This is a genomic window from Antrihabitans stalactiti (assembly GCF_012932915.1).
In the GTDB taxonomy this organism is placed as follows: domain Bacteria; phylum Actinomycetota; class Actinomycetes; order Mycobacteriales; family Mycobacteriaceae; genus Antrihabitans; species Antrihabitans stalactiti.
The window spans coordinates 407,004-424,374 of the sequence record NZ_VCQU01000006.1 but is presented as its reverse complement, the minus strand read 5'-3'; the positions used below and the strand labels follow the sequence as shown (position 1 = coordinate 424,374).

General features: G+C 62.6%; 16 protein-coding genes and 4 tRNA genes. 8 read left to right on the top strand and 12 right to left on the bottom strand.

Features of this window, described 5'->3' with window-relative positions; all coding sequences use genetic code 11:
- Positions 1–140: 140 nt before the first annotated feature.
- A complete protein-coding gene (msrA, locus tag FGL95_RS19275; RefSeq protein ID WP_169589779.1) occupies positions 141–842 on the bottom strand; it encodes a peptide-methionine (S)-S-oxide reductase MsrA in 702 nt (233 codons plus the stop codon).
- 17 nt (positions 843–859) lie between these two features.
- Positions 860–1,360 carry a peptide-methionine (R)-S-oxide reductase MsrB gene (gene msrB, locus FGL95_RS19270; protein WP_169589778.1) on the bottom strand — a complete coding sequence of 167 codons (501 nt, stop codon included), beginning with the start codon at positions 1,358–1,360 and terminating at the stop codon, positions 860–862.
- A 99-nt stretch (positions 1,361–1,459) separates the two neighbouring features.
- Between msrB and FGL95_RS19265 the strand changes: the two genes are divergently transcribed.
- Positions 1,460–3,163, top strand: a complete 1,704-nt coding sequence (locus tag FGL95_RS19265; RefSeq protein ID WP_169589776.1) for a cytochrome c biogenesis protein DipZ — start codon at positions 1,460–1,462, stop codon at positions 3,161–3,163.
- On the opposite strand, the gene acmB is transcribed toward FGL95_RS19265, so the two are convergent.
- On the bottom strand, positions 3,160–4,347 hold the full coding sequence (gene acmB, locus FGL95_RS19260) for a methyl acetate hydrolase AcmB (protein WP_169589774.1): 1,188 nt from the start codon (positions 4,345–4,347) through the stop codon (positions 3,160–3,162). The genes FGL95_RS19265 and acmB overlap by 4 nt on opposite strands.
- Before the next feature lie 120 nt (positions 4,348–4,467).
- Positions 4,468–5,463 carry an AraC family transcriptional regulator gene (locus FGL95_RS19255; protein ID WP_169589773.1) on the bottom strand — a complete coding sequence of 332 codons (996 nt, stop codon included), beginning with the start codon at positions 5,461–5,463 and terminating at the stop codon, positions 4,468–4,470.
- A 509-nt stretch (positions 5,464–5,972) separates the two neighbouring features.
- On the opposite strand from FGL95_RS19255, the gene FGL95_RS19250 reads away from it, so the two are divergent.
- From FGL95_RS19250 to FGL95_RS19235, 4 genes are read left to right on the top strand one after another with little or no spacing between them, the layout of a single operon-like run.
- Positions 5,973–7,520 carry an amino acid permease gene (locus FGL95_RS19250; protein ID WP_240963129.1) on the top strand — a complete coding sequence of 516 codons (1,548 nt, stop codon included), beginning with the start codon at positions 5,973–5,975 and terminating at the stop codon, positions 7,518–7,520.
- 1 nt (position 7,521) lies between these two features.
- Positions 7,522–8,364: a glutamate ABC transporter substrate-binding protein gene (locus tag FGL95_RS19245; RefSeq protein ID WP_169589771.1), complete on the top strand. Its 843-nt coding sequence runs from the start codon at positions 7,522–7,524 to the stop codon at positions 8,362–8,364.
- A complete protein-coding gene (locus FGL95_RS19240) occupies positions 8,357–10,210 on the top strand; it encodes a DUF294 nucleotidyltransferase-like domain-containing protein (RefSeq protein ID WP_169589770.1) in 1,854 nt (617 codons plus the stop codon). The genes FGL95_RS19245 and FGL95_RS19240 overlap by 8 nt, the downstream gene beginning before the upstream one ends.
- On the top strand, positions 10,207–11,031 hold the full coding sequence (locus FGL95_RS19235) for a metallophosphoesterase (RefSeq protein WP_169589768.1): 825 nt from the start codon (positions 10,207–10,209) through the stop codon (positions 11,029–11,031). The genes FGL95_RS19240 and FGL95_RS19235 overlap by 4 nt, the downstream gene beginning before the upstream one ends.
- A gap of 40 nt (positions 11,032–11,071) precedes the next feature.
- Here FGL95_RS19235 and FGL95_RS19230 read toward each other — a convergent pair whose 3' ends face one another.
- The 6 genes from FGL95_RS19230 to FGL95_RS19205 form a co-directional block, all read right to left on the bottom strand.
- Complete coding sequence (locus FGL95_RS19230; RefSeq protein WP_169589766.1) at positions 11,072–11,842, bottom strand: SDR family NAD(P)-dependent oxidoreductase; 771 nt, start codon at positions 11,840–11,842, stop codon at positions 11,072–11,074.
- A 316-nt stretch (positions 11,843–12,158) separates the two neighbouring features.
- A tRNA-Phe gene (locus FGL95_RS19225) sits at positions 12,159–12,235 on the bottom strand.
- A 40-nt stretch (positions 12,236–12,275) separates the two neighbouring features.
- Positions 12,276–12,349 (bottom strand) — tRNA-Asp (locus tag FGL95_RS19220).
- A 56-nt stretch (positions 12,350–12,405) separates the two neighbouring features.
- Positions 12,406–12,478 (bottom strand) — tRNA-Glu (locus tag FGL95_RS19215).
- A gap of 117 nt (positions 12,479–12,595) precedes the next feature.
- The gene (locus FGL95_RS19210) at positions 12,596–13,252 is read right to left on the bottom strand and encodes a TetR/AcrR family transcriptional regulator (protein ID WP_169589764.1); all 657 of its coding nucleotides are present in this window, start codon (positions 13,250–13,252) and stop codon (positions 12,596–12,598) included.
- Between the two features lie 359 nt (positions 13,253–13,611).
- Positions 13,612–14,625 (bottom strand): SDR family NAD(P)-dependent oxidoreductase, encoded by a 1,014-nt coding sequence (locus FGL95_RS19205; RefSeq protein WP_169589762.1) that lies wholly within the window; start codon positions 14,623–14,625, stop codon positions 13,612–13,614.
- A 132-nt stretch (positions 14,626–14,757) separates the two neighbouring features.
- On the opposite strand from FGL95_RS19205, the gene FGL95_RS19200 reads away from it, so the two are divergent.
- Positions 14,758–14,830, top strand: a tRNA-Lys gene (locus tag FGL95_RS19200).
- Here the strand turns inward: FGL95_RS19200 and FGL95_RS19195 are convergent.
- Complete coding sequence (locus tag FGL95_RS19195) at positions 14,831–15,199, bottom strand: MmcQ/YjbR family DNA-binding protein (RefSeq protein ID WP_169589760.1); 369 nt, start codon at positions 15,197–15,199, stop codon at positions 14,831–14,833. It lies immediately after the preceding tRNA gene.
- 10 nt (positions 15,200–15,209) lie between these two features.
- The gene (locus FGL95_RS19190) at positions 15,210–15,467 is read right to left on the bottom strand and encodes an acyl-CoA-binding protein (protein WP_169589758.1); all 258 of its coding nucleotides are present in this window, start codon (positions 15,465–15,467) and stop codon (positions 15,210–15,212) included.
- Positions 15,468–15,610: 143 nt separating this feature from the next.
- On the opposite strand from FGL95_RS19190, the gene FGL95_RS19185 reads away from it, so the two are divergent.
- Together FGL95_RS19185 and FGL95_RS19180 are read left to right on the top strand one after the other, a co-directional pair.
- On the top strand, positions 15,611–16,225 hold the full coding sequence (locus tag FGL95_RS19185; protein WP_169589756.1) for a DUF937 domain-containing protein: 615 nt from the start codon (positions 15,611–15,613) through the stop codon (positions 16,223–16,225).
- 122 nt (positions 16,226–16,347) lie between these two features.
- Positions 16,348–17,304 (top strand): acyl-ACP desaturase, encoded by a 957-nt coding sequence (locus FGL95_RS19180; RefSeq protein ID WP_169589755.1) that lies wholly within the window; start codon positions 16,348–16,350, stop codon positions 17,302–17,304.
- Positions 17,305–17,371: the final 67 nt, after the last annotated feature.

Below are 17,371 nucleotides of genomic sequence, written 5' to 3'. Positions count from 1 at the left end.
TCGGCCACCTGATGCTCGATCCGACCAAGCGATACCAAGGCCAACTCCACCTCGCGGCCTAGAATGTGTCCCGCATGTATGTAGACATATCTGTGCCACATGTATGTAGACAGCACAGAGTCCAGGGACTCCTAAAAGACTCACGAGGGTTGGGGTCGGTATTCGGCGGGGAACAACTTCTGCAATGCGTCGAGTTTCGGCATGTCGTTGGCGACGATGTAGGGGTTGTCGGGGTTCATGGCGAGGAAGTTCTGGTGGTAATCCTCGGCGCGGTAGAAGCCATCGAGCGTGCTGACCTTGGTCACGATCGGTTCCGAGAAGGCATGTGCGCTGCCTAGTTGCGCGATGTAGGCGTTCGCAACGTCGGCTTGTTCGGCGCTGGTCGTGAAGATTTCGGTTCGATACTGCGTGCCGCGGTCGGGGCCCTGGGCGTTGAGGGTCGTCGGATCGGCGACGACGGTGAAGAAGATCTGCAGGAGCTTGCCGTAACTGACGACGCTCGGATCGAAGGTGACCTCGACCGATTCCGCATGACCGGTTTTTCCTGCGCTGACCGTTTTGTAGTCGGCAGTGTCCTTCGTGCCACCCGCATATCCGGAGACTGCGCCGAGCACTCCGTCGACGTGCTGATACACCGCTTGAACGCCCCAGAAGCAGCCGCCGGCAAAAACTGCGGTGGCAGTTCGAGCCGTGCCCGCAGGCACGTCGACCGCGGGCGCGGGAACGACCCCTCCCGGCGACGTCGTGTGCTCGGACACAGGAGCGACCTCGGAACCGCACGCGGCGACCGCCGCACACAACGCCAGCGCGGACAACAGCCGAACAAGGATTCGCATGGCCATTCGGAGACCTCCAGCTGTCATTGTGGTTGTGTCGCAGTGAAATTCATGGCGACACCGTTCATGCAGTAGCGCAGTCCGGTCGGCTTCGGCCCGTCGGTGAAGACGTGCCCGAGGTGCCCGCCGCACTTGCTGCAGTGGACTTCGGTTCGCTTGCCGTACGAGTTGTCGACATGTTCGCCGACCGCGTTGGCGAGTGGCTGGTAGAAACTCGGCCAGCCGGTGCCGCTGTCGAACTTGGTCGCCGAGTCGAACAGGTTCTGGTTGCATCCGGCGCACGAGAAGATGCCCGTCCGGTGTTCGTCGTCGAGTGGGCTCGAGCGCGGCAATTCGGTGCTGGCGTTGCGGAGGACCGCGAATTGCTCTGGCGTCAGGCGCTCGCGCCACTGCTCGGTCGTCAACTGAAACGGAAACGTGCCCTGCTGAGCGGCCGCCGGCGCGGACCGTTCGGTCCTGCTGCAGGCCACGGTCACCACGCACAACCCTGCCCCCGCAAGGAAGCCACGTCGCGTAATCACCACTCCCCGAGCATAGGTCCGAAAATCGGACGCGACTGTGACGTATCTCTGACGATGACCACTTCCAGCACAATGGACGACGTTTAGTGGCGAGGATGTGGCATGGGAACTCTCGCGCTGATCGGATTGGTCGGCGGCTTGATCACCGGGATATCGCCATGCATCTTGCCGGTCCTGCCAGTGATCTTCTTCTCCGGCTCCGCCCCGTCAGCGGACTCGACAGCCGAGCGCGTCTCACGTTGGCGGCCGTACTTGGTGATCGCCGGACTCGTGACCAGTTTCGCGACCTTCACGTTGCTGGGTTCAGCCTTGCTCGCGGCGCTCGGCCTGCCACAGGACGTGTTGCGATGGGCCGGGTTGATCGTGTTGGTCCTCATCGGCATCGGCCTGATCTTCCCGTGGTTCGAGCACATTCTCGAGAAGCCGTTCTCCTGGATTCCGCAACGCCAAGTCAATTCGGAGCGCGGCGGTTTCATTTTGGGCCTGGCACTCGGCGCGGTCTATGTGCCGTGCGCCGGACCGGTCCTGGCTGCGATCGCGGTGGCCGGGTCGACGGGCGAAATCGGAGTCGACACCATCGTCCTCACCGTCTCGTTCTCGATCGGCGCAGCGGTCCCGTTGCTCTTCTTCGCGCTGGCGGGACAGCGCATTGCCGAGCGGGTCCGGGCATTCCGTGAGCACCAGCGTGGTGTTCGCATCGCGGGCGGTGTGGTGATGATCTTGTTGGCGATCGCCTTGGTGCTGGACCTGCCCGCGGTGTTGCAGCGCACGATTCCGGATTACACGAATGCGTTGCAGGACAAGGTCGCGAACTCGTCCGAGATCAGGGAGAAGCTCGACCTGACCGACTTGATCAACGACCAGAACAAGGATCTCGACAAATGCACCGCGGGTGCCACCGAGCTCGAAAGCTGTGGCACTGCGCCAGATATCAAGGGAATCACTGCCTGGCTGAACACCCCCGACGGGAAGAGCATCGACCTGGGGAGCCTCCGCGGCAAGGTGGTCCTGATCGATTTCTGGGCCTACTCGTGCATCAATTGCCAGCGATCGATCCCGCACGTCGTCGATTGGTACAACACCTACAAGGACGACGGCTTCGACGTGATCGGCGTCCACACCCCGGAGTACGCGTTCGAGAAGGTCACCCGCAACGTCGTCGCCGGTGCGCGTGATCTGGACATCACCTATCCGATTGCGCAGGACAACAATCTGGCGACGTGGTCGAACTACCGGAACCAGTACTGGCCCGCGCATTATCTGATCGATGCGCAAGGGGTCGTGCGGCACATCAAGTTCGGCGAAGGCGACTACGACGTCACCGAGAAGCTGATTCGCGAGCTACTGATGGACGCCGACAGCGACCGCAGCCTTCCGGCCGCTACGGCCAACACCGACGCCACCCCGACAACGGGGACCACACAGGAGACCTATCTCAGCGTCGACAAGCAGTCGAACTACAGCGGCGACGGCCCACTGAAGCAGGGCGAAGGCCAATTCAGTTACCCGACAACGCAACCTGCCGACACATTTGCGCTACGAGGCCGCTTCACCGCCGACGATCAGGGTCTGACCGCCTTGGACCCAGCTGCCGAGATTTCATTGAACTATCACGCCAACCAGGTCTTCATCGTGGTCGGTGGAGAAGGCAATCTGCGCGTGAACGACAACGGTCTGACCCGCACGATCGCCGTCTCGGGCGCGCCGACGCTCTACAAGATTCACGACGGCGACTCCAACCAGTCCGGCAATCTCAAGGTCGCCCTCGACCCCGGCATGCAGGCCTTCTCCTTCACGTTCGGCTAGCGGGTCGTGAGTGACCGGTACGTCGCGGTCTCGAAGTCGAGGTAGCCGCCGAACGATGCGGGATCGGCGAACGGCAGAATCTGCGTCGCCCAGAGTCCGGCGATGCCGTTGCGGCGGTCGATCCAGTAGTACAGGTTGGCCAGCCCTGCCCAGCCGAGGGAGCCGGCCGGTCGACCGGTCGGCGCCTGCTCTTCGTTGACCATAAAGCTGTATGCCCACGATTTACGTTGTCCTGGAAAGAATTCCGCGTCGTGCGAGAGCGCGGGTACGACGCCCTTCAACTCGGTCACCGTTTGGCTTTGCAGTCCGTTGCGGACCGCTTTCGCGACGGTATCTTCGGCCAGTACGCGACCGTTGTCCCCCACGCCGTCCCGAAGCCACATCCGGAGAAACTTCGTGTAGTCGCCGACGGTCGAGTACAGCCCATGGCCACCCATGTGTACTTCGGGTTGCTGCGGCAACACAAGAGCGGTCGGCGTCAACGTGCCATCGGCTTCGCGTTGGTGAATCGTCGCGCGCCGTGCGCTCATCGAATCATCAAGCACGAACGACGTTTCCGACATTCCCAACGGCTCGAAGATCCGCTCTGCCATGACGGTGCCTAGCCGCTGCCCTCGGATCGACTCGACGACGAGCCCCGCCCAATCCATGTTGGACCCGTATTGCCATTTGTCACCGGGATCGAAAAGCAGTGGCGTCTGCAAGGATTCCCTGGTCGCGGTGATGACACTGGGGCAACCGCCTTCCGCCAGCCGCTTGTAGGTCTCGTCGAAGAACGAGTAGCCGAAACCTGCTGTATGCAGCAGCAACATTCGAGTCGTGATGTCGCGCTTGGGTGTTCGCAGGATCTGTTCGCCCGAAGCATCGAACCCCTCGATCACTTGAAGCTTTCCGATCTCAGGGAGGTAGTTGGCGGCAGGCGCGTCCAGGTCCAGCAGACCTTCTTCCACACACTGCAGAACAGCGGTCCCAGTGATGGCCTTGGTGGTCGAGAACATCGCGAAGACGGAGTCGACGGTCATCGGATCGGCCCCGCCGACGGATCGTTGCCCAGCGGCACCCTCGTAGCGTGTGCCCGTTCGGTCGGTCACCATCGCGACCACGCCGGGAACCCGCTCCGAAGCGGATTCTGCGTGGGCGACCGCGTCGAGTACTGGGCCGAGCTGTGCATCGAGCTGGTTCATCAGAAGTTCTCCCGTCGACATAGAAGTCATTGCAGGAGGGGACGTTAGGCAAGATCGAGAGGGCAGCACGTCTGCAATCGGCATGGTCCGTCTGGGATCGGCACCGTGTTGTGGGACAGGTCACCGCGGGGTTCGACGGAGAGTGTCAGCGGGGTTCTCGCCGAATCGTTGCCGATACGAAGCAGCGAAGATGCCCATGTTGACGTAGCCCCACGCACCGGCAGCGTCGACGACCGTTGTCGCCGACGACGACAGCAGCTCGCGCCGAACGCCCTGTAACCGCTGTTCCCGCAAGTAGTCTCGCGGGCTCACCGACATATACCGACGGAACGCACCCGACAGTGCGCGAACGCTGACGCCTGCGGCTTCGGCGATATCGCCGACCGTAGGAAGATTGCCTGCATTCTCATCGATGTATCGCACTGCACGACGCACGTAACCGGGAGCTTCGATTGTCGTCGGTTCGAGGTCGACGGCCGCGCTCGCGGCCCAATCGGTGAGCAGGTGCGACGCGATCATTTCCTGCAAGTTGGCCCCGACCCGTCCGTTCGCAACCTGCTCCGGCGCGGCCGACAGCGTACGAACTGCGTACTCCAGCAATGCAAGCCAGGCACTTCCCGGACCACCGATCGCGCACTTGTGTCGCCACAACCGATCGTCGGGAATGCGGCCCCACCAGCGCAGGGCCAGGTCAGCGAGGAGCCGGTGCGGAATCGTCAGGTTGAGTTGGAGATGGTCGGCATCGGTATCGAGTCGATAGTCGACGCGACTGCAGTCCGCAACGAACGTGCCGCCGGTGCTGATGTCGAGAGTCGACTTCGGGGTGAGCGAATGCCGAGTCCAGCCCTGGATCGTCGTCAAGACGATCACGTTGCCTGCCTCGGGAGCGAACTCGCCGATCGTCACGGGAATTCCGTAGCAGAACCGGGTCACCGTGATGTCGGCGATCTTTGCCGAGAACATGCTCGACGCCGGCGTCAGAGCGCGCCCGACTGGTCGCACGACGTAAGGCATGTACACCTCGTCCGACCACTGCTTGATCTCGTCCCAATCGTCGACCTGGTGGCCGCTGCGCTCGCGTTGCGCGGCGGTTCGCGGATCCAGATCGAACGGCATACTTGCAGCATAAGTACCGGCGCGTGTGATGTGGACCCGCTGACCGGACAGTCTTTGTTCCCACTTCAGCGACCTGAAAGCCAGGCTTGCGCATGCTGGTCGGCGGTGCTGACCAGCCGGTCAGGCCGGAGACTCACACCGTCGGTGCAAGCGACTAGCACCGGATCGGACATTGCCACGGAATACGCTACGACGCAGCCTGATTGGCCTCGCTCGGTGCACAGCGGGGTGCTGACTTTCCCAGCGCAGGCACAACTCGCGTCAGGTCATCGAGTTTCATTATCAACACGTTGTTTTGGTGCCATCCAATGAGCATTTGCTCACAAAACGTCCTGATGATCTTGCCCTGGTCACAGGTTGCGCAACCGATTTCATTGTTTACGCGACTTCTCTTCCTTTGCCGGGCAACCAGGTCTAGCGTCACCGAAAGTGCTACAAGATCAAAGGTTTGACTAAGAGCACGCTGGAGTCACGGACGTAATTCTGGTGACAACCGAAGGGTGGTTCTGATGGCGGACACGACAATCGCCGAACACGGCGGCACGAGCGGCGGAAGCAGTCTCGACGCCGAGCAGGTTGGCTACAAACAGTCACTAGGGCGCCGGCACGTCCAAATGATCGCGCTCGGCGGCGCTATCGGAACGGGCTTGTTCCTCGGCAGCGCATCGCGATTGCACAGCACTGGACCTGCGCTGCTGATCAGCTACGCGGTTGTCGGTGTCATTGCGTACTTCTTGATGCGCTCACTCGGCGAGCTGGTGCTGCACCGCGCGACCTCGGGCGCCTTCGTGTCCTACATGCGCGAGTTCTTCGGCGAGAAGGCCGCGTATTACACGGGCTGGATGTATTGGTTCAACTGGGCGCTGACCGGTATTGCGGAGTTGTCTGCGGTCGGCCTCTACATCCAGTACTGGTGGCCTCTGATGCCGACTTGGGCAACCGTACTCATCGCGCTCGCAGTCGTTCTCACCATCAATTTGTTGTCAGCGCGCGCGTTCGGCGAGTTCGAGTTCTGGGCGGCGATCGCCAAGGTCGGTGCGATCGTGGTCTTCCTGCTCGTCGGCATCGTCGTCGTCGGCCTGCGGCTGCATGTCGGCGAACACCAGGCGGGACTGGGAAATCTGTGGAACAACCTCGGTGGCTTCTGGCCGACCGAGTCGCCCTTCGCCTGGTACGGACCGATCCTCGTCATGTCGGGCGTCGTCTTCGCCTACGCCGCAATCGAAATGGTGGGCATCGCCGCAGGCGAGATGCAGGACTCGCGCAAAGAGGTACCGAAGGCAGTGAACGCCGTGATCGCGCGTATCGCGATCTTCTACTGCGGTTCGATCTTGCTGCTCGTCTCGATGCTGCCGACCTCCGAGTACAAGGCGGGCATCAGTCCGTTCGTCACGGTCTTCGGCAGGATGGGGCTGGACTGGATGAGCAATCTCATCCAGGTCGTGCTGATCATCGCCGCGATGTCCTCGTTGAACTCGGGCCTCTACTCCACCGGTCGGGTGCTGCGTAGCCTCGGCATGGCCAAGCAGGCGCCGAAGTTGACGCTGAAGATGAGTGGCTCCGGCGTGCCGTGGGCAGGCATCGTGCTGACGTCGGTGGTCTTCGTACTCGGCGCGGTGCTCAACGCTCTGACTCCTGATGCATTCGAGATCGCCATCGAGGCCGCCGCGATCGGCGTGCTGTTCACCTGGGCGACGATCTTCCTGTGCCAGATCCGGTTGCGACAGTTGTCGGACAAGGGCGTCGTACCACCGAGTTCGTTCCAAGCGCCTGGCTCGCCGTGGACCAGCTACATCGGGCTTGCCTTCATCGGACTTGTCGTCGTAGGCATGGCGGTGTCCGGCTGGCAAGCGTCGCCGTACTTCTGGCACAAGACCAACTTCATCGTCGTCATCATCGGCATCCCGCTTCTCTACGTGATCTTCGAAGTCGGCTGGCTCCTGTGTAAGTCGCGCGTCATCGAACACACCGGAGGAAAGATCGGCAGCGTCTGGACCGACAAAGGTCCGCGATACGGAACCACAGAGGTTCCGGACCCAGCTGGGGAGGACAACTGACATGGCCAGCTCAACGATTCGCCGCACTCTGTCCGCCTTCTTCGCCGCCGCCGTGGTCGCGGGCCTGGCCGCATGCTCGTCCGGTGCCGACGGTTCCCCACCCGGAGACAACGGGGCGACCGGTGACGCCAAGATCACGATCGGTGTCGCCTCGGACGAACCGGGCGTCAGCGAGAAGGTCGATGGGGGCTATCAGGGCTTCGACGTCGACACGGCCGCGTTCGTGGCGGGCAAGCTCGGTGTTCCCACCAAGAACATCACCTGGAAGCCGTTGGACCAGGCAGAGCGGGTGACTGCGCTGGAAAAGGGTGAGGTCGACCTGGTCGTCTCGACGTTCTCGATCACGCCGGACCGGGAGCAGAAGGTCTCCTTCTCGAAGCCGTATTTCGTTGCGCACCAGGATCTGTTGATCCGCCGCAACGACGACACGATTGTCTCGCCGCAAACGCTCGACGGTAAGACCCTCTGCGCCGCAAGCGGGACAACCTCGGCCGACTACGTGACTGCGAACTACAAGGGCAAGATCACGCTGCGTGAGGCTCCGACGTGGTCGGAGTGCGTGCGCAGCCTCGCCAACGGTGACGTCGACGCGGTCTCTACCGACGACCTGATTCTCGCCGGATTCGCAGCCGACCCGAAATACAACGGAGTCCTGCGGGTGATCGGCAAAGGATTCAACGACGAGACGTACGGCATCGGAATCAAGAAGGGCGACACCGCAACTGTCGACAAGGTGAACGCGGCATTGAAGGAGTACATCGACTCGGGCGCGTGGAAGAGGTCGCTGGACACCTGGGTCGCACCGTCCGGGTACAAGCTGCCGAGCCCGCCGAACATTGGCTGATTCGCTCGCCGACAAGCTGCGGCGCTACCCGCCGTTCGATGCACTCGGCGCGCACGAGCTGGCTGTTGTCGCAGCTGCCGCGCGCGCCGAGTCATACGAGGCGACGGACCTGATCCTCGACGCCTTCGCCGAACATTCGACCGACGTTCTGGTGGTCCTGAGCGGCACGGTCGAGTTGTGGCACGACCCGGCGCGGCTGTACGAAGCGCCCGACGACAGCCTCAGCCCGGGCGGTGTGTTCGGCTACTCGGCAATGCTCACCGAACGATCGATCGGGCCGCGTGCCGTGGCGGCGAGCGCTACCGAGGTCGCGCGCATACCGGGCGATGCTGCGGCGCGCATATTCGTCTCCAGACAAGGGGCTCGCTTTCTCGCCGAGATGCTGACTTCGCGACACAACCCGCCGCCGCCGGCCGCAGGCATGTCGAGCGGTGTCGAGGACTTGTTGCGGGCGCCACCGCGCGTGCTCGACGCGACCGCGACAGCGGCGGATGCTGCACGCGCAATCGGGGCCCATGGTCGCGGTTATGCGGCAGTCCGACTCGACGATGGCACCTATCATCTGGTCACCGATGCCTCACTGCGACAACGGATCATCGTCGATGGTATGTCGTCCGACGTCCCCGTGACCGAGGTTTTCGACCCCACCCCGCCGACGTCGGTGGTCGGCGATAGCGCGGCCGAACTGCTGCTCACCATGCTCGACCGCGGCTCGAATTTCGTCATCGTCGTCGACCGCGCCGGGCAACTGCGTGGTGTGGTGTCGATGCGCGACGTCGGCCTCACCCCGCTGGCGGTCGACATCTCGCTACACGAGCAACTTCGGCATGCACCTGATCTCGTCTCGCTCGCCGAACGAGCGCGACGGCTGCCCGACCTGCTCGGCCACCTCCTCTCCAGCGGTCTGGCGTCGAGCAAGGTCATCGGTGTGAATTCGACGATCCGGGACGCGATCGTCCGACGCGCAATCGAACTCGTTTTCGCCGGGCATCCCGATCTCTCGACCGACGACTTCACCTGGTTGTCGATGGGCAGCAACGGCCGCCACGAAGCGGTCCTCACCTCGGATCTCGATTCCGCCGCGGCCTTCATCGACGGCACTCCCCCCTCGGTCATCGATTCGTGCCGGGCAGCGTTCGCCGAAGTCACGGCGACCTTGGCGAATGCGGGCCTCTGCACGGACGAACACGGGGCAACTGCGAGCCGTCCTCCGTTCGCACGCACCAACCAGCAATGGCGCGAAGCCGCCCGCGGATGGATCGCAGCGCCCGACCGCAACGAGGGGGCGATCATGATCTCGCTGCTCGTCGACGGTCGTCCCATCTATGGCGATCCCGGATTACCCGCTGCCACTGCGGTATTCGGCGAACTTCGCACCCAGCCCGCAACGCTGCGCCTGCTGTTGGAAGACGCTCTCGCCCGCCGGGCGCGGCTGCGGACGATGCGCACCTCACTCCTGCGCCGGAGTGGATTCGACATCAAGACCCAAGCAATTCTGCCGGTCGTCAACATCGGCCGCTGGGCTGCCCTGAGTGTCGGTTCCGCCGAACTCGACACGATTTCTCGACTGCAAGCCGCGGCAGGTTCGCAGATGCTCCCTGAGTCGCGAGCGCGCACACTGATCGATGTGTTCCAGGCTCTGCAACGGCTGCGGTTGCGCTACCAACTCCTCCAGCACGCCGATGGCGACAAGCCTTCCGACACGCTGACCATGACTTTGATGTCGCCGATCGACCGGTCGGTCATCGGCCAGGCGGTCCGCGAAATCGCGGCGACGCAACGTCGGATGGCGAATGTTTCCGCCTACGTCAGCGCCGAGGAATGGTCCGGTTCGGGATCGGCGTGACACCACGGGTAGCAGTGATCGGCGATGTCCACGGTCAGCTCGCCGCGTTGCGGTACGAGCTGGTCCGGCTCGGCGCGGACCCACACACCGGAGACCTGCCGGACGACCTCACGGTCGTTCAGGTCGGTGACATCGTCCACCGCGGGCCGCACTCGGGTGGCGTAGTCATGCTCATCGACCGCTACCTGCGCGAGCAACCCGGCCGGTGGATTCAGCTCGTCGGCAATCACGAGGCGTTCTATCTCGGCGACCGCTCGTTTGTGTGGACGGACCGCGTCGACGGCGACACCGCCACCACCGTCCAGCGATGGTGGGCGGAAGGGTCCATGCATGTGGCAGCGGCGCTACCGACCACGGTCGGTGACTACCTCGTCACCCATGCCGGTCTCACCGCAGGCTTCTGGCGCGCCGCTCTCGACATGCCGACATCCGCCGCAAACGCGGCGACCGCGCTCAATCGGCTCGGCGCAGGCGGGGCTCGAAAGGTATTCCGGCCAGGCGCCATGCTCGGTCGGCGCCGATCCGGCTCGGCCGGTCCGGTGTGGGCCGACGCAGCCGACGAACTCGTGCCCAGTTGGTTCCAGGCGCAAATGCCGTTCAGTCAAGTTCACGGTCACTGCACCGTCACCGATTGGGACACAGGATTGCCGCGCGGGTCCGACGAGGTCAAGGCCAACACCATCACGAATCCGATTGCTCGGCACGAGGTTACGACCCTTCGCGGCGGCCGCATCATCGGCATCGACCCCTGCCACGGTGCCGCCGCGGCGCCCTTGTGGGCGGCTTGGGAGGCCGCGCTCGTCGGTCCGGTAATCACCTAACCTCGTGAGTCTTTTTGGAGTCCAGGGACTCCAAAAAGACTCACAACATGGTGGCAGGGATGGCAGCGATGAGGCCGCCGTCGATAAGCAGGTCCTGACCGTTGAGGTAGGAAGCCTCGTCGGAGGCCAAGAAGGCCACCGCTGCGGCGATGTCCTCCGACGTGCCGAGCCGGCCTGCCGCAACCGCCTGGACCGCAGCAGCCTTGGCCGCATCGGAGACGTTGGCCCGGTAGGACGGTGTCTCGATGTAGCCGGGGCTGATGGAGTTGACGCGGATCTTCCGTGGGGCAAGTTCCGCAGCAAGCGATTGCGCGAGGCTGAGGACAGCGGCCTTCGTGGCCGAGTAGAGCGAGGCAGCCGGGACACCACGGTGGACCGCCCAGGACGAATTGACGACGATAGCGCCGCCGTCGGCGAGCAGAGGAAGTGTCTTCTGGATCGTCAGAAAGACTCCCTTGAAGTTGGTCGAGATCACGCGGTCGAGTTCCGCCTCGGTGATATCGGTGATCGGGGCAAAGGCGCCGACACCCGCGTTGGCGAACACAACGTCGAGGCGGCCGTGCTGGGCAGCGATCACGTCGACCAGGCCATCGAGGTCCGACGAATCGGCAACGTCAGCGGAGACAGCGTGTACCCGGTCCCCCGCGTTCAACTCTTCGACCGCAGCATCCAGACCGGGTTTGCCGCGCGCGGCGATCACCACCTGGGCGCCCTCATCGAGCAATCGGCGGGCCGTGGCCAACCCCATTCCGCTGCTGCCGCCGGTAACCAGGGCGATCTTGCCGTCGAATCGGGCTGTGGCAATCGGCATTCCGGAATCCTCTCGAAGGTGTTGTCCTTCGAGCGAACTCCTCGCGGCTGGTCGCTATTCCGCTCTGTGCAACGCACGAACGTTCAGATGCACTGGATGTGTGGAGAAGGGACTATTGCCCCTCTCGTTCGGGCACAACAGCGCTTACCCGCCTCGAGTCCTTCGGTGAACGCTTAGCTCAAGAAATCCGAAGAACGAGCCGAGGGGCTGATCGCGATGTCGCAACAAATTATGTGGGCGTGCCACCAACTGATGATGTGGCTGCACAGTATGGGCGTGATGCCGCCGATGCAGATGCCGGGCATGTAGGTACTTGTGGTGGCCAGGGCCGGGATCGAACCGGCGACCTTCCGCTTTTCAGGCGGACGCTCGTACCAACTGAGCTACCTGGCCGGATAGGCGCCAGGATTCTGGTGCCAATCGCCTTTTACTGCGACCCTGACGGGACTCGAACCCGCGACCTCCGCCGTGACAGGGCGGCGCGCTAACCAACTGCGCCACAGGGCCTTGCTTTCCTGCTTACTGCTTTTACTGCGTGTCACTTGTACAACTCTGGTCGAACGTACCCCCTACGGGATTCGAACCCGCGCTACCGCCTTGAAAGGGCGGCGTCCTAGGCCGCTAGACGAAGGGGGCGCGCCGCAGCATTTCGAACTCTCCACACTGCGAACCAGTCCCCAACGGCTGACCGTTGGGAGCTGAGTTAGCTTAGGACAGAACCGCTCAAAACCCCAAACCGGCTGCGTAAGGCCCTTAACCGAGATCTTCGGGACTCGCTTTCGTCTGCCAGCCGGACTCTCGCCACGTCGCCAACCACTCTGGCGATGCCATCGCTTCGAGGACGAGCTCATAGGCCTCTTCGAACCGATCCCGAATGTCGGCGCGTTCGGAGAGCAGGTCGGCCATGTAGCGCTGGCCGGCCAGGACGGCAGCAAGATTGCGGGTGAACTTGGCCGGATCGACGTTGTCGCGGAGCAGGCCCGCGTCCTTCGCACGCGACGCAAGGACGAACGCCGCTTTGCCCCAGACCTGCCCACCGCCGTGCTGGACGTCCGGGTAGAAATCCGGCTCGATGATGAGTCTGAATTCGGCTTGGACGATGACGTCGGTTTCGAACCGCAATGCAATCTCGTCGATCATTCCGTGCAAGATTTCCAGCGGATTCAGCTCTGTGCGTGCCATCCACCTTTCGGTGGTCGCGGCATAACGTTCGAGTGCGGTATCCATTACCGCGCGCGCGAGATCTTCCTTCGAATCGAAATGGAAGTACATCGCGCCTTTTGTCGCGTGCGAGCCTTCGAGAATTCGATTGAGCGACGCAGCCGTGTACCCACTCTTACCGAACTCGACCGCAGCCGAGCCGATGATCGCGGACCGCGTGCGGCGTGCCCGCTCTTGCTGCCGTGCCATGCGCCAATCGCCTCCGGACCTCGGTTGCGTCTACGGATGACGGCCCCTCGGAAACCGATCTGTAGACGCAGTATGAAAATGAAATCCGGATACGAATCAGGCTTTCTTCGACCTTCCCGACAGGTGGTCGGGGAATGACGAAGAAACCATAAAACACACCGGGTGGTATAGTTTTGACTGCTCGGGTGCGCTGCAGGGGGTGCGCACCCGAGCGATTCGTGTCAAATCGGTACCGAGCCGAACTGCTGCCTCCTGCGGCGCTCGAACGATATTGACCGCACAATATCTGCAAAAGGCGCGGCTGAGAAACTGAACTGTCCGGCTAATTCCCAGTTGTACGCAAAAAAAGCCGACTTCGGCTACCAGTGCGTACCCGGCGTAATGTCAACGAACAGCCGTTGCCTGGAGGAATCCTTCCGTTCCTCGGCGACGGGCGTACCGGCGGTCGCCGTGGCCGCGGGCGAGTCAGCAAACATCTTGAAACCTCGGTTTCGGACGATGTCCATGATCTCTGGCGTGATCGAATCGGCGAACGCTGCCACTCGTCCGAACGCTGGGCTGTACCTGCGGGGACGCTCGACGATGGCGTCGCAGATCACATGACCGGCTTCTTCGGGGCTCAAGGTTGGGAAGTTGTCGTAGAGGGTCGTGGGCGCGATCATCGGCGTCCGCACCAAGGGCATGTGGATCGTCGTGAACCGGACACCCTCGTCCTCGGTCTCGGCCTGGAAGGCATCGGACGCAGTGTCCAGCGCGGACTTCGACGCGATGTAAGCAGCGAATCGCGGGGCCCGCGTCTGCACTCCGATCGACGAGATGTTGATCACTTGGCCGAATCGGCGCTCACGCATTCCAGGTAACAGTCCCAGCATCAACCGAAGAGGCGCGAAGTAATTCAATTGCATTGTGCGTTCGAAATCGTGAAAGCGGTCGTACGACAATGTCAAAGATCGGCGAATTGATCGGCCGGCATTGTTCACTAGGATGTCGATCTTGCCGTAATTATCGAGTACCGAGGCAACCAATGCATCAATAGCCTCGAGATCTGTGAGATCGCACGGATGCACGTGAGCAGTGCCGCCGCTGGCTTGGATCTCCTCTGCGGTCTCGCGAAGCTTGTCTTCGCCCCTTGCCACCAGAACGATCGTGCCGCCTGCCCGGCCGATCTCGAGCGCGGCGGCCTTGCCGATCCCGGAAGATGCTCCGGTGATCATCACGATCCGCCCCTCCAGCGCCTCAGCGAGACTCGGCTTGGGACTCAACAGCCGCGCGATACCACCGGGCGTAGTTCGCGAGCTGGGGCGCGTGAGCGCCTTGTTGACGAGAGCGACAGGGCGAGTGACCGCGGAGCCGACAGTCTTGAACGGATTCATCGTCGTTGATCCCATCCGGTAGCGGGAGTAGGGAGACGTTCGTCACAGTAGCCCGCATCGCCCGGCAGCGGAATGTTGTAACCCGGGTGCGGTTCTCGCCTCGATCGGCCGCGCATTAGACTGTCCGACCGCGCCCCTTTAGCTCAGTTGGTAGAGCTACGGACTTTTAATCCGCAGGTCCTCGGTTCGAGCCCGAGAGGGGGCACTAAGCGTCCTGCTCCTCCACGATTCGTGCGAGCTTGCGAGGCGCGACCAAGGTGTACGACGTGCGGATCCATTCGCGCAATTGCACCCACCGCTGTGCGTCGGCGGAAACATCGATCGAAATGCCGACCCAACCGTGCCGACCAAGTCCGTAGCTGGCCGGCGTGACTGCCGAATCCGTCGCGACGACGGCAGCAGCCTCGTCTTTGCTCAATTTCAGCGAGATGCCGGTCGCGTCGAGGTCGCTGAACACGAAATTCTTGCCGCGTACGCGGAACGTGGGGTGACCGCCCCATTCTTCGATGTCCACACGCTCGGCTTCGGGGAGTTCTGCCGCGATCTGCTCGAGGCGTTCCATGTTGCTGGGCATGTGGCGTCGGTCAGCTCCTCAGCTTGGCGACCAGATCGATGTAAGCCTGCTTCGCGTCGTCGCTGCTCGTACCCTTCAGCTTTTCCCAGCCTTCGTACTTTGCGCGGTTGATCATGTCGAAACGCCCGGGCTTCTTTCCTTCGACGTCGCCTTTCGATGCCTGTTTGAACAACCCGTACAGCTTGAGCAGATCGTCATTGCTCGGCTTTGCAGTGAGCTTCTTCACGTCTTCTTGGGCGAAGGCAAAAGCATCATCGAGCTCCGACATGGCACTCCTGTTCGACGGTGAACGTACGAAAGAAATCGTAGCCCGCAGCGATGAGACAAACACTCCCGTCGAGCCGGTCCGTTAACTATTGTCAGGCCCCGGCGGGCATTTCGCAGATGGATGCCCATGAGAAGGCGGGCCAGATGGCATCATTCGATGATCTTTTTTCCCAGATTCCGATCGCGCAGATCGCGCAACAGCTCGGCGTAGACGAAAGCACTGCGACCGACGCCGTCAAGACGGCACTTCCGACACTGGTCGGCGGATTGCAGGCGAACGCAGCGGATGCCGACGGCGCCGCGTCCCTCGAAAATGCCCTGGGCCAGCACGGAAGCTTGCTCGACGGCGGCGTGGACGTCAATCAGATCGATGCCGCGGACGGCGCGAAAATCGTCAGCAACATCTTCGGTGGCGCCCAGAACGAGGTCGTCAGCGCACTGGGTAACACAGTGGGCGACACCGCTGGCTCCGCAGGCAGCCAGCTCATCAAGCAACTGCTGCCGATCCTTGCACCGATCGTGCTCGCCTACCTCGCGAAGCAACTGACCGGCGGCAACAACGCGACACCCGCACAACCCGCGCAGCAGCAATCGTCCGGCGGCGCGATCGGCGACATCCTCGGCGGGCTGCTCCGTAGCGCGACCAGCAACTCCAGCGCAGGCGGTCTCGGCGGCGTACTGGGTGGATTGTTGGGCGGAAACGCCGGCGGCGCGCTCGGCGATGTATTGGGTGGTTTGCTCGGCGGCGGCAAGCGTTAGTCAGCATCGCCGTTTCACAGAACACCTACGGTCGCGTAGGCTGACCTAAATACCACAAGCCCACCTTGGGCCGAAACACGTACTCAGTACACACGTATTTGCAATCGATCGAGGGGCACGCAATGGCGAGGGATCTATCCCAGCTCGAGCTGCTGACCGAGCTACAACCGGTCGCGGAAGAAAACGTCAATCGTCATATCTCCATGGCCAAGGAATGGCATCCGCACGACTATGTGCCGTGGGACGAGGGCCGCAACTTTGCCGCCATGGGTGGCGAGGATTGGGAGCTCGGGCAATCGAAGCTCGACGAGGTCGCTCGGGCAGCCATGATCACCAACCTCCTCACGGAGGACAATCTGCCGTCGTACCACCGCGAAATCGCCGAGAACTTCTCGATGGACGGCGCGTGGGGAACCTGGGTCGGTCGCTGGACCGCTGAGGAAAACCGCCACGGCATCGTGATCCGCGACTACCTGGTCGTCACCCGTGGTGTCGATCCGGTCGCGCTCGAGCAGGCTCGCATGGAGCACATGACGAACGGGTTCGCCACACCGGCCGAGCTCGCCCCCGGTGTCCTGCACTCGGTCGCATACGTGACGTTCCAGGAGCTGGCCACGCGCGTGTCGCACCGCAACACCGGCAAGGTCTGCAACGACCCGATCGCCGACCGCATGTTGCAGCGGATCGCCACCGACGAGAACCTGCACATGATCTTCTACCGCAACCTCTGTGAAGCGGCTCTGGAGCTCTCGCCGGATCAGACGCTGAACGCGATCAACCTGATCGTGCAGAACTTCCAGATGCCCGGCGCGGGTATGCCGAACTTCCGTCGCAACGGCGTCCTCATGGCCAAGCACGGAATCTACGACCTGCGTCAGCACCTCGACGAGGTGTTGTGGCCGGTCCTGCGCAAGTGGAGCATCTTCGAGCGCAACGATTTCAGTGCGCATGGCGAGAACATCCGCGAGGACCTCGCAAAGTTCCTCGAAAAGATGGAAGCCAACGTCGTGAAGTTCGAAGAGCAGCGCGACCGCCTGCTTGCTCGTGAAGCCAAGCTCCGCGAGCAGCGAGCATCCTGAAAACCTAGATCGAAAGATTGTGCCCGGCACCGTCATCGGTGCCGGGCACAGTTGCATTTGCGAGGAG

Coding starts and splice junctions, on each gene's coding strand:
- msrA (WP_169589779.1), bottom strand. CDS start 842: ATGGCCATGCGAATCCTTGTTCGGCTGTTGTCCGCGCTGGCGTTGTGT.
- FGL95_RS19265 (WP_169589776.1), top strand. CDS start 1,460: ATGGGAACTCTCGCGCTGATCGGATTGGTCGGCGGCTTGATCACCGGG.
- acmB (WP_169589774.1), bottom strand. CDS start 4,347: ATGAACCAGCTCGATGCACAGCTCGGCCCAGTACTCGACGCGGTCGCC.
- FGL95_RS19255 (WP_169589773.1), bottom strand. CDS start 5,463: ATGCCGTTCGATCTGGATCCGCGAACCGCCGCGCAACGCGAGCGCAGC.
- FGL95_RS19250 (WP_240963129.1), top strand. CDS start 5,973: ATGGCGGACACGACAATCGCCGAACACGGCGGCACGAGCGGCGGAAGC.
- FGL95_RS19245 (WP_169589771.1), top strand. CDS start 7,522: ATGGCCAGCTCAACGATTCGCCGCACTCTGTCCGCCTTCTTCGCCGCC.
- FGL95_RS19230 (WP_169589766.1), bottom strand. CDS start 11,842: ATGCCGATTGCCACAGCCCGATTCGACGGCAAGATCGCCCTGGTTACC.
- FGL95_RS19210 (WP_169589764.1), bottom strand. CDS start 13,252: ATGGCACGGCAGCAAGAGCGGGCACGCCGCACGCGGTCCGCGATCATC.
- FGL95_RS19205 (WP_169589762.1), bottom strand. CDS start 14,625: ATGAATCCGTTCAAGACTGTCGGCTCCGCGGTCACTCGCCCTGTCGCT.
- FGL95_RS19195 (WP_169589760.1), bottom strand. CDS start 15,199: ATGCCCAGCAACATGGAACGCCTCGAGCAGATCGCGGCAGAACTCCCC.
- FGL95_RS19190 (WP_169589758.1), bottom strand. CDS start 15,467: ATGTCGGAGCTCGATGATGCTTTTGCCTTCGCCCAAGAAGACGTGAAG.
- FGL95_RS19185 (WP_169589756.1), top strand. CDS start 15,611: ATGGCATCATTCGATGATCTTTTTTCCCAGATTCCGATCGCGCAGATC.
- FGL95_RS19180 (WP_169589755.1), top strand. CDS start 16,348: ATGGCGAGGGATCTATCCCAGCTCGAGCTGCTGACCGAGCTACAACCG.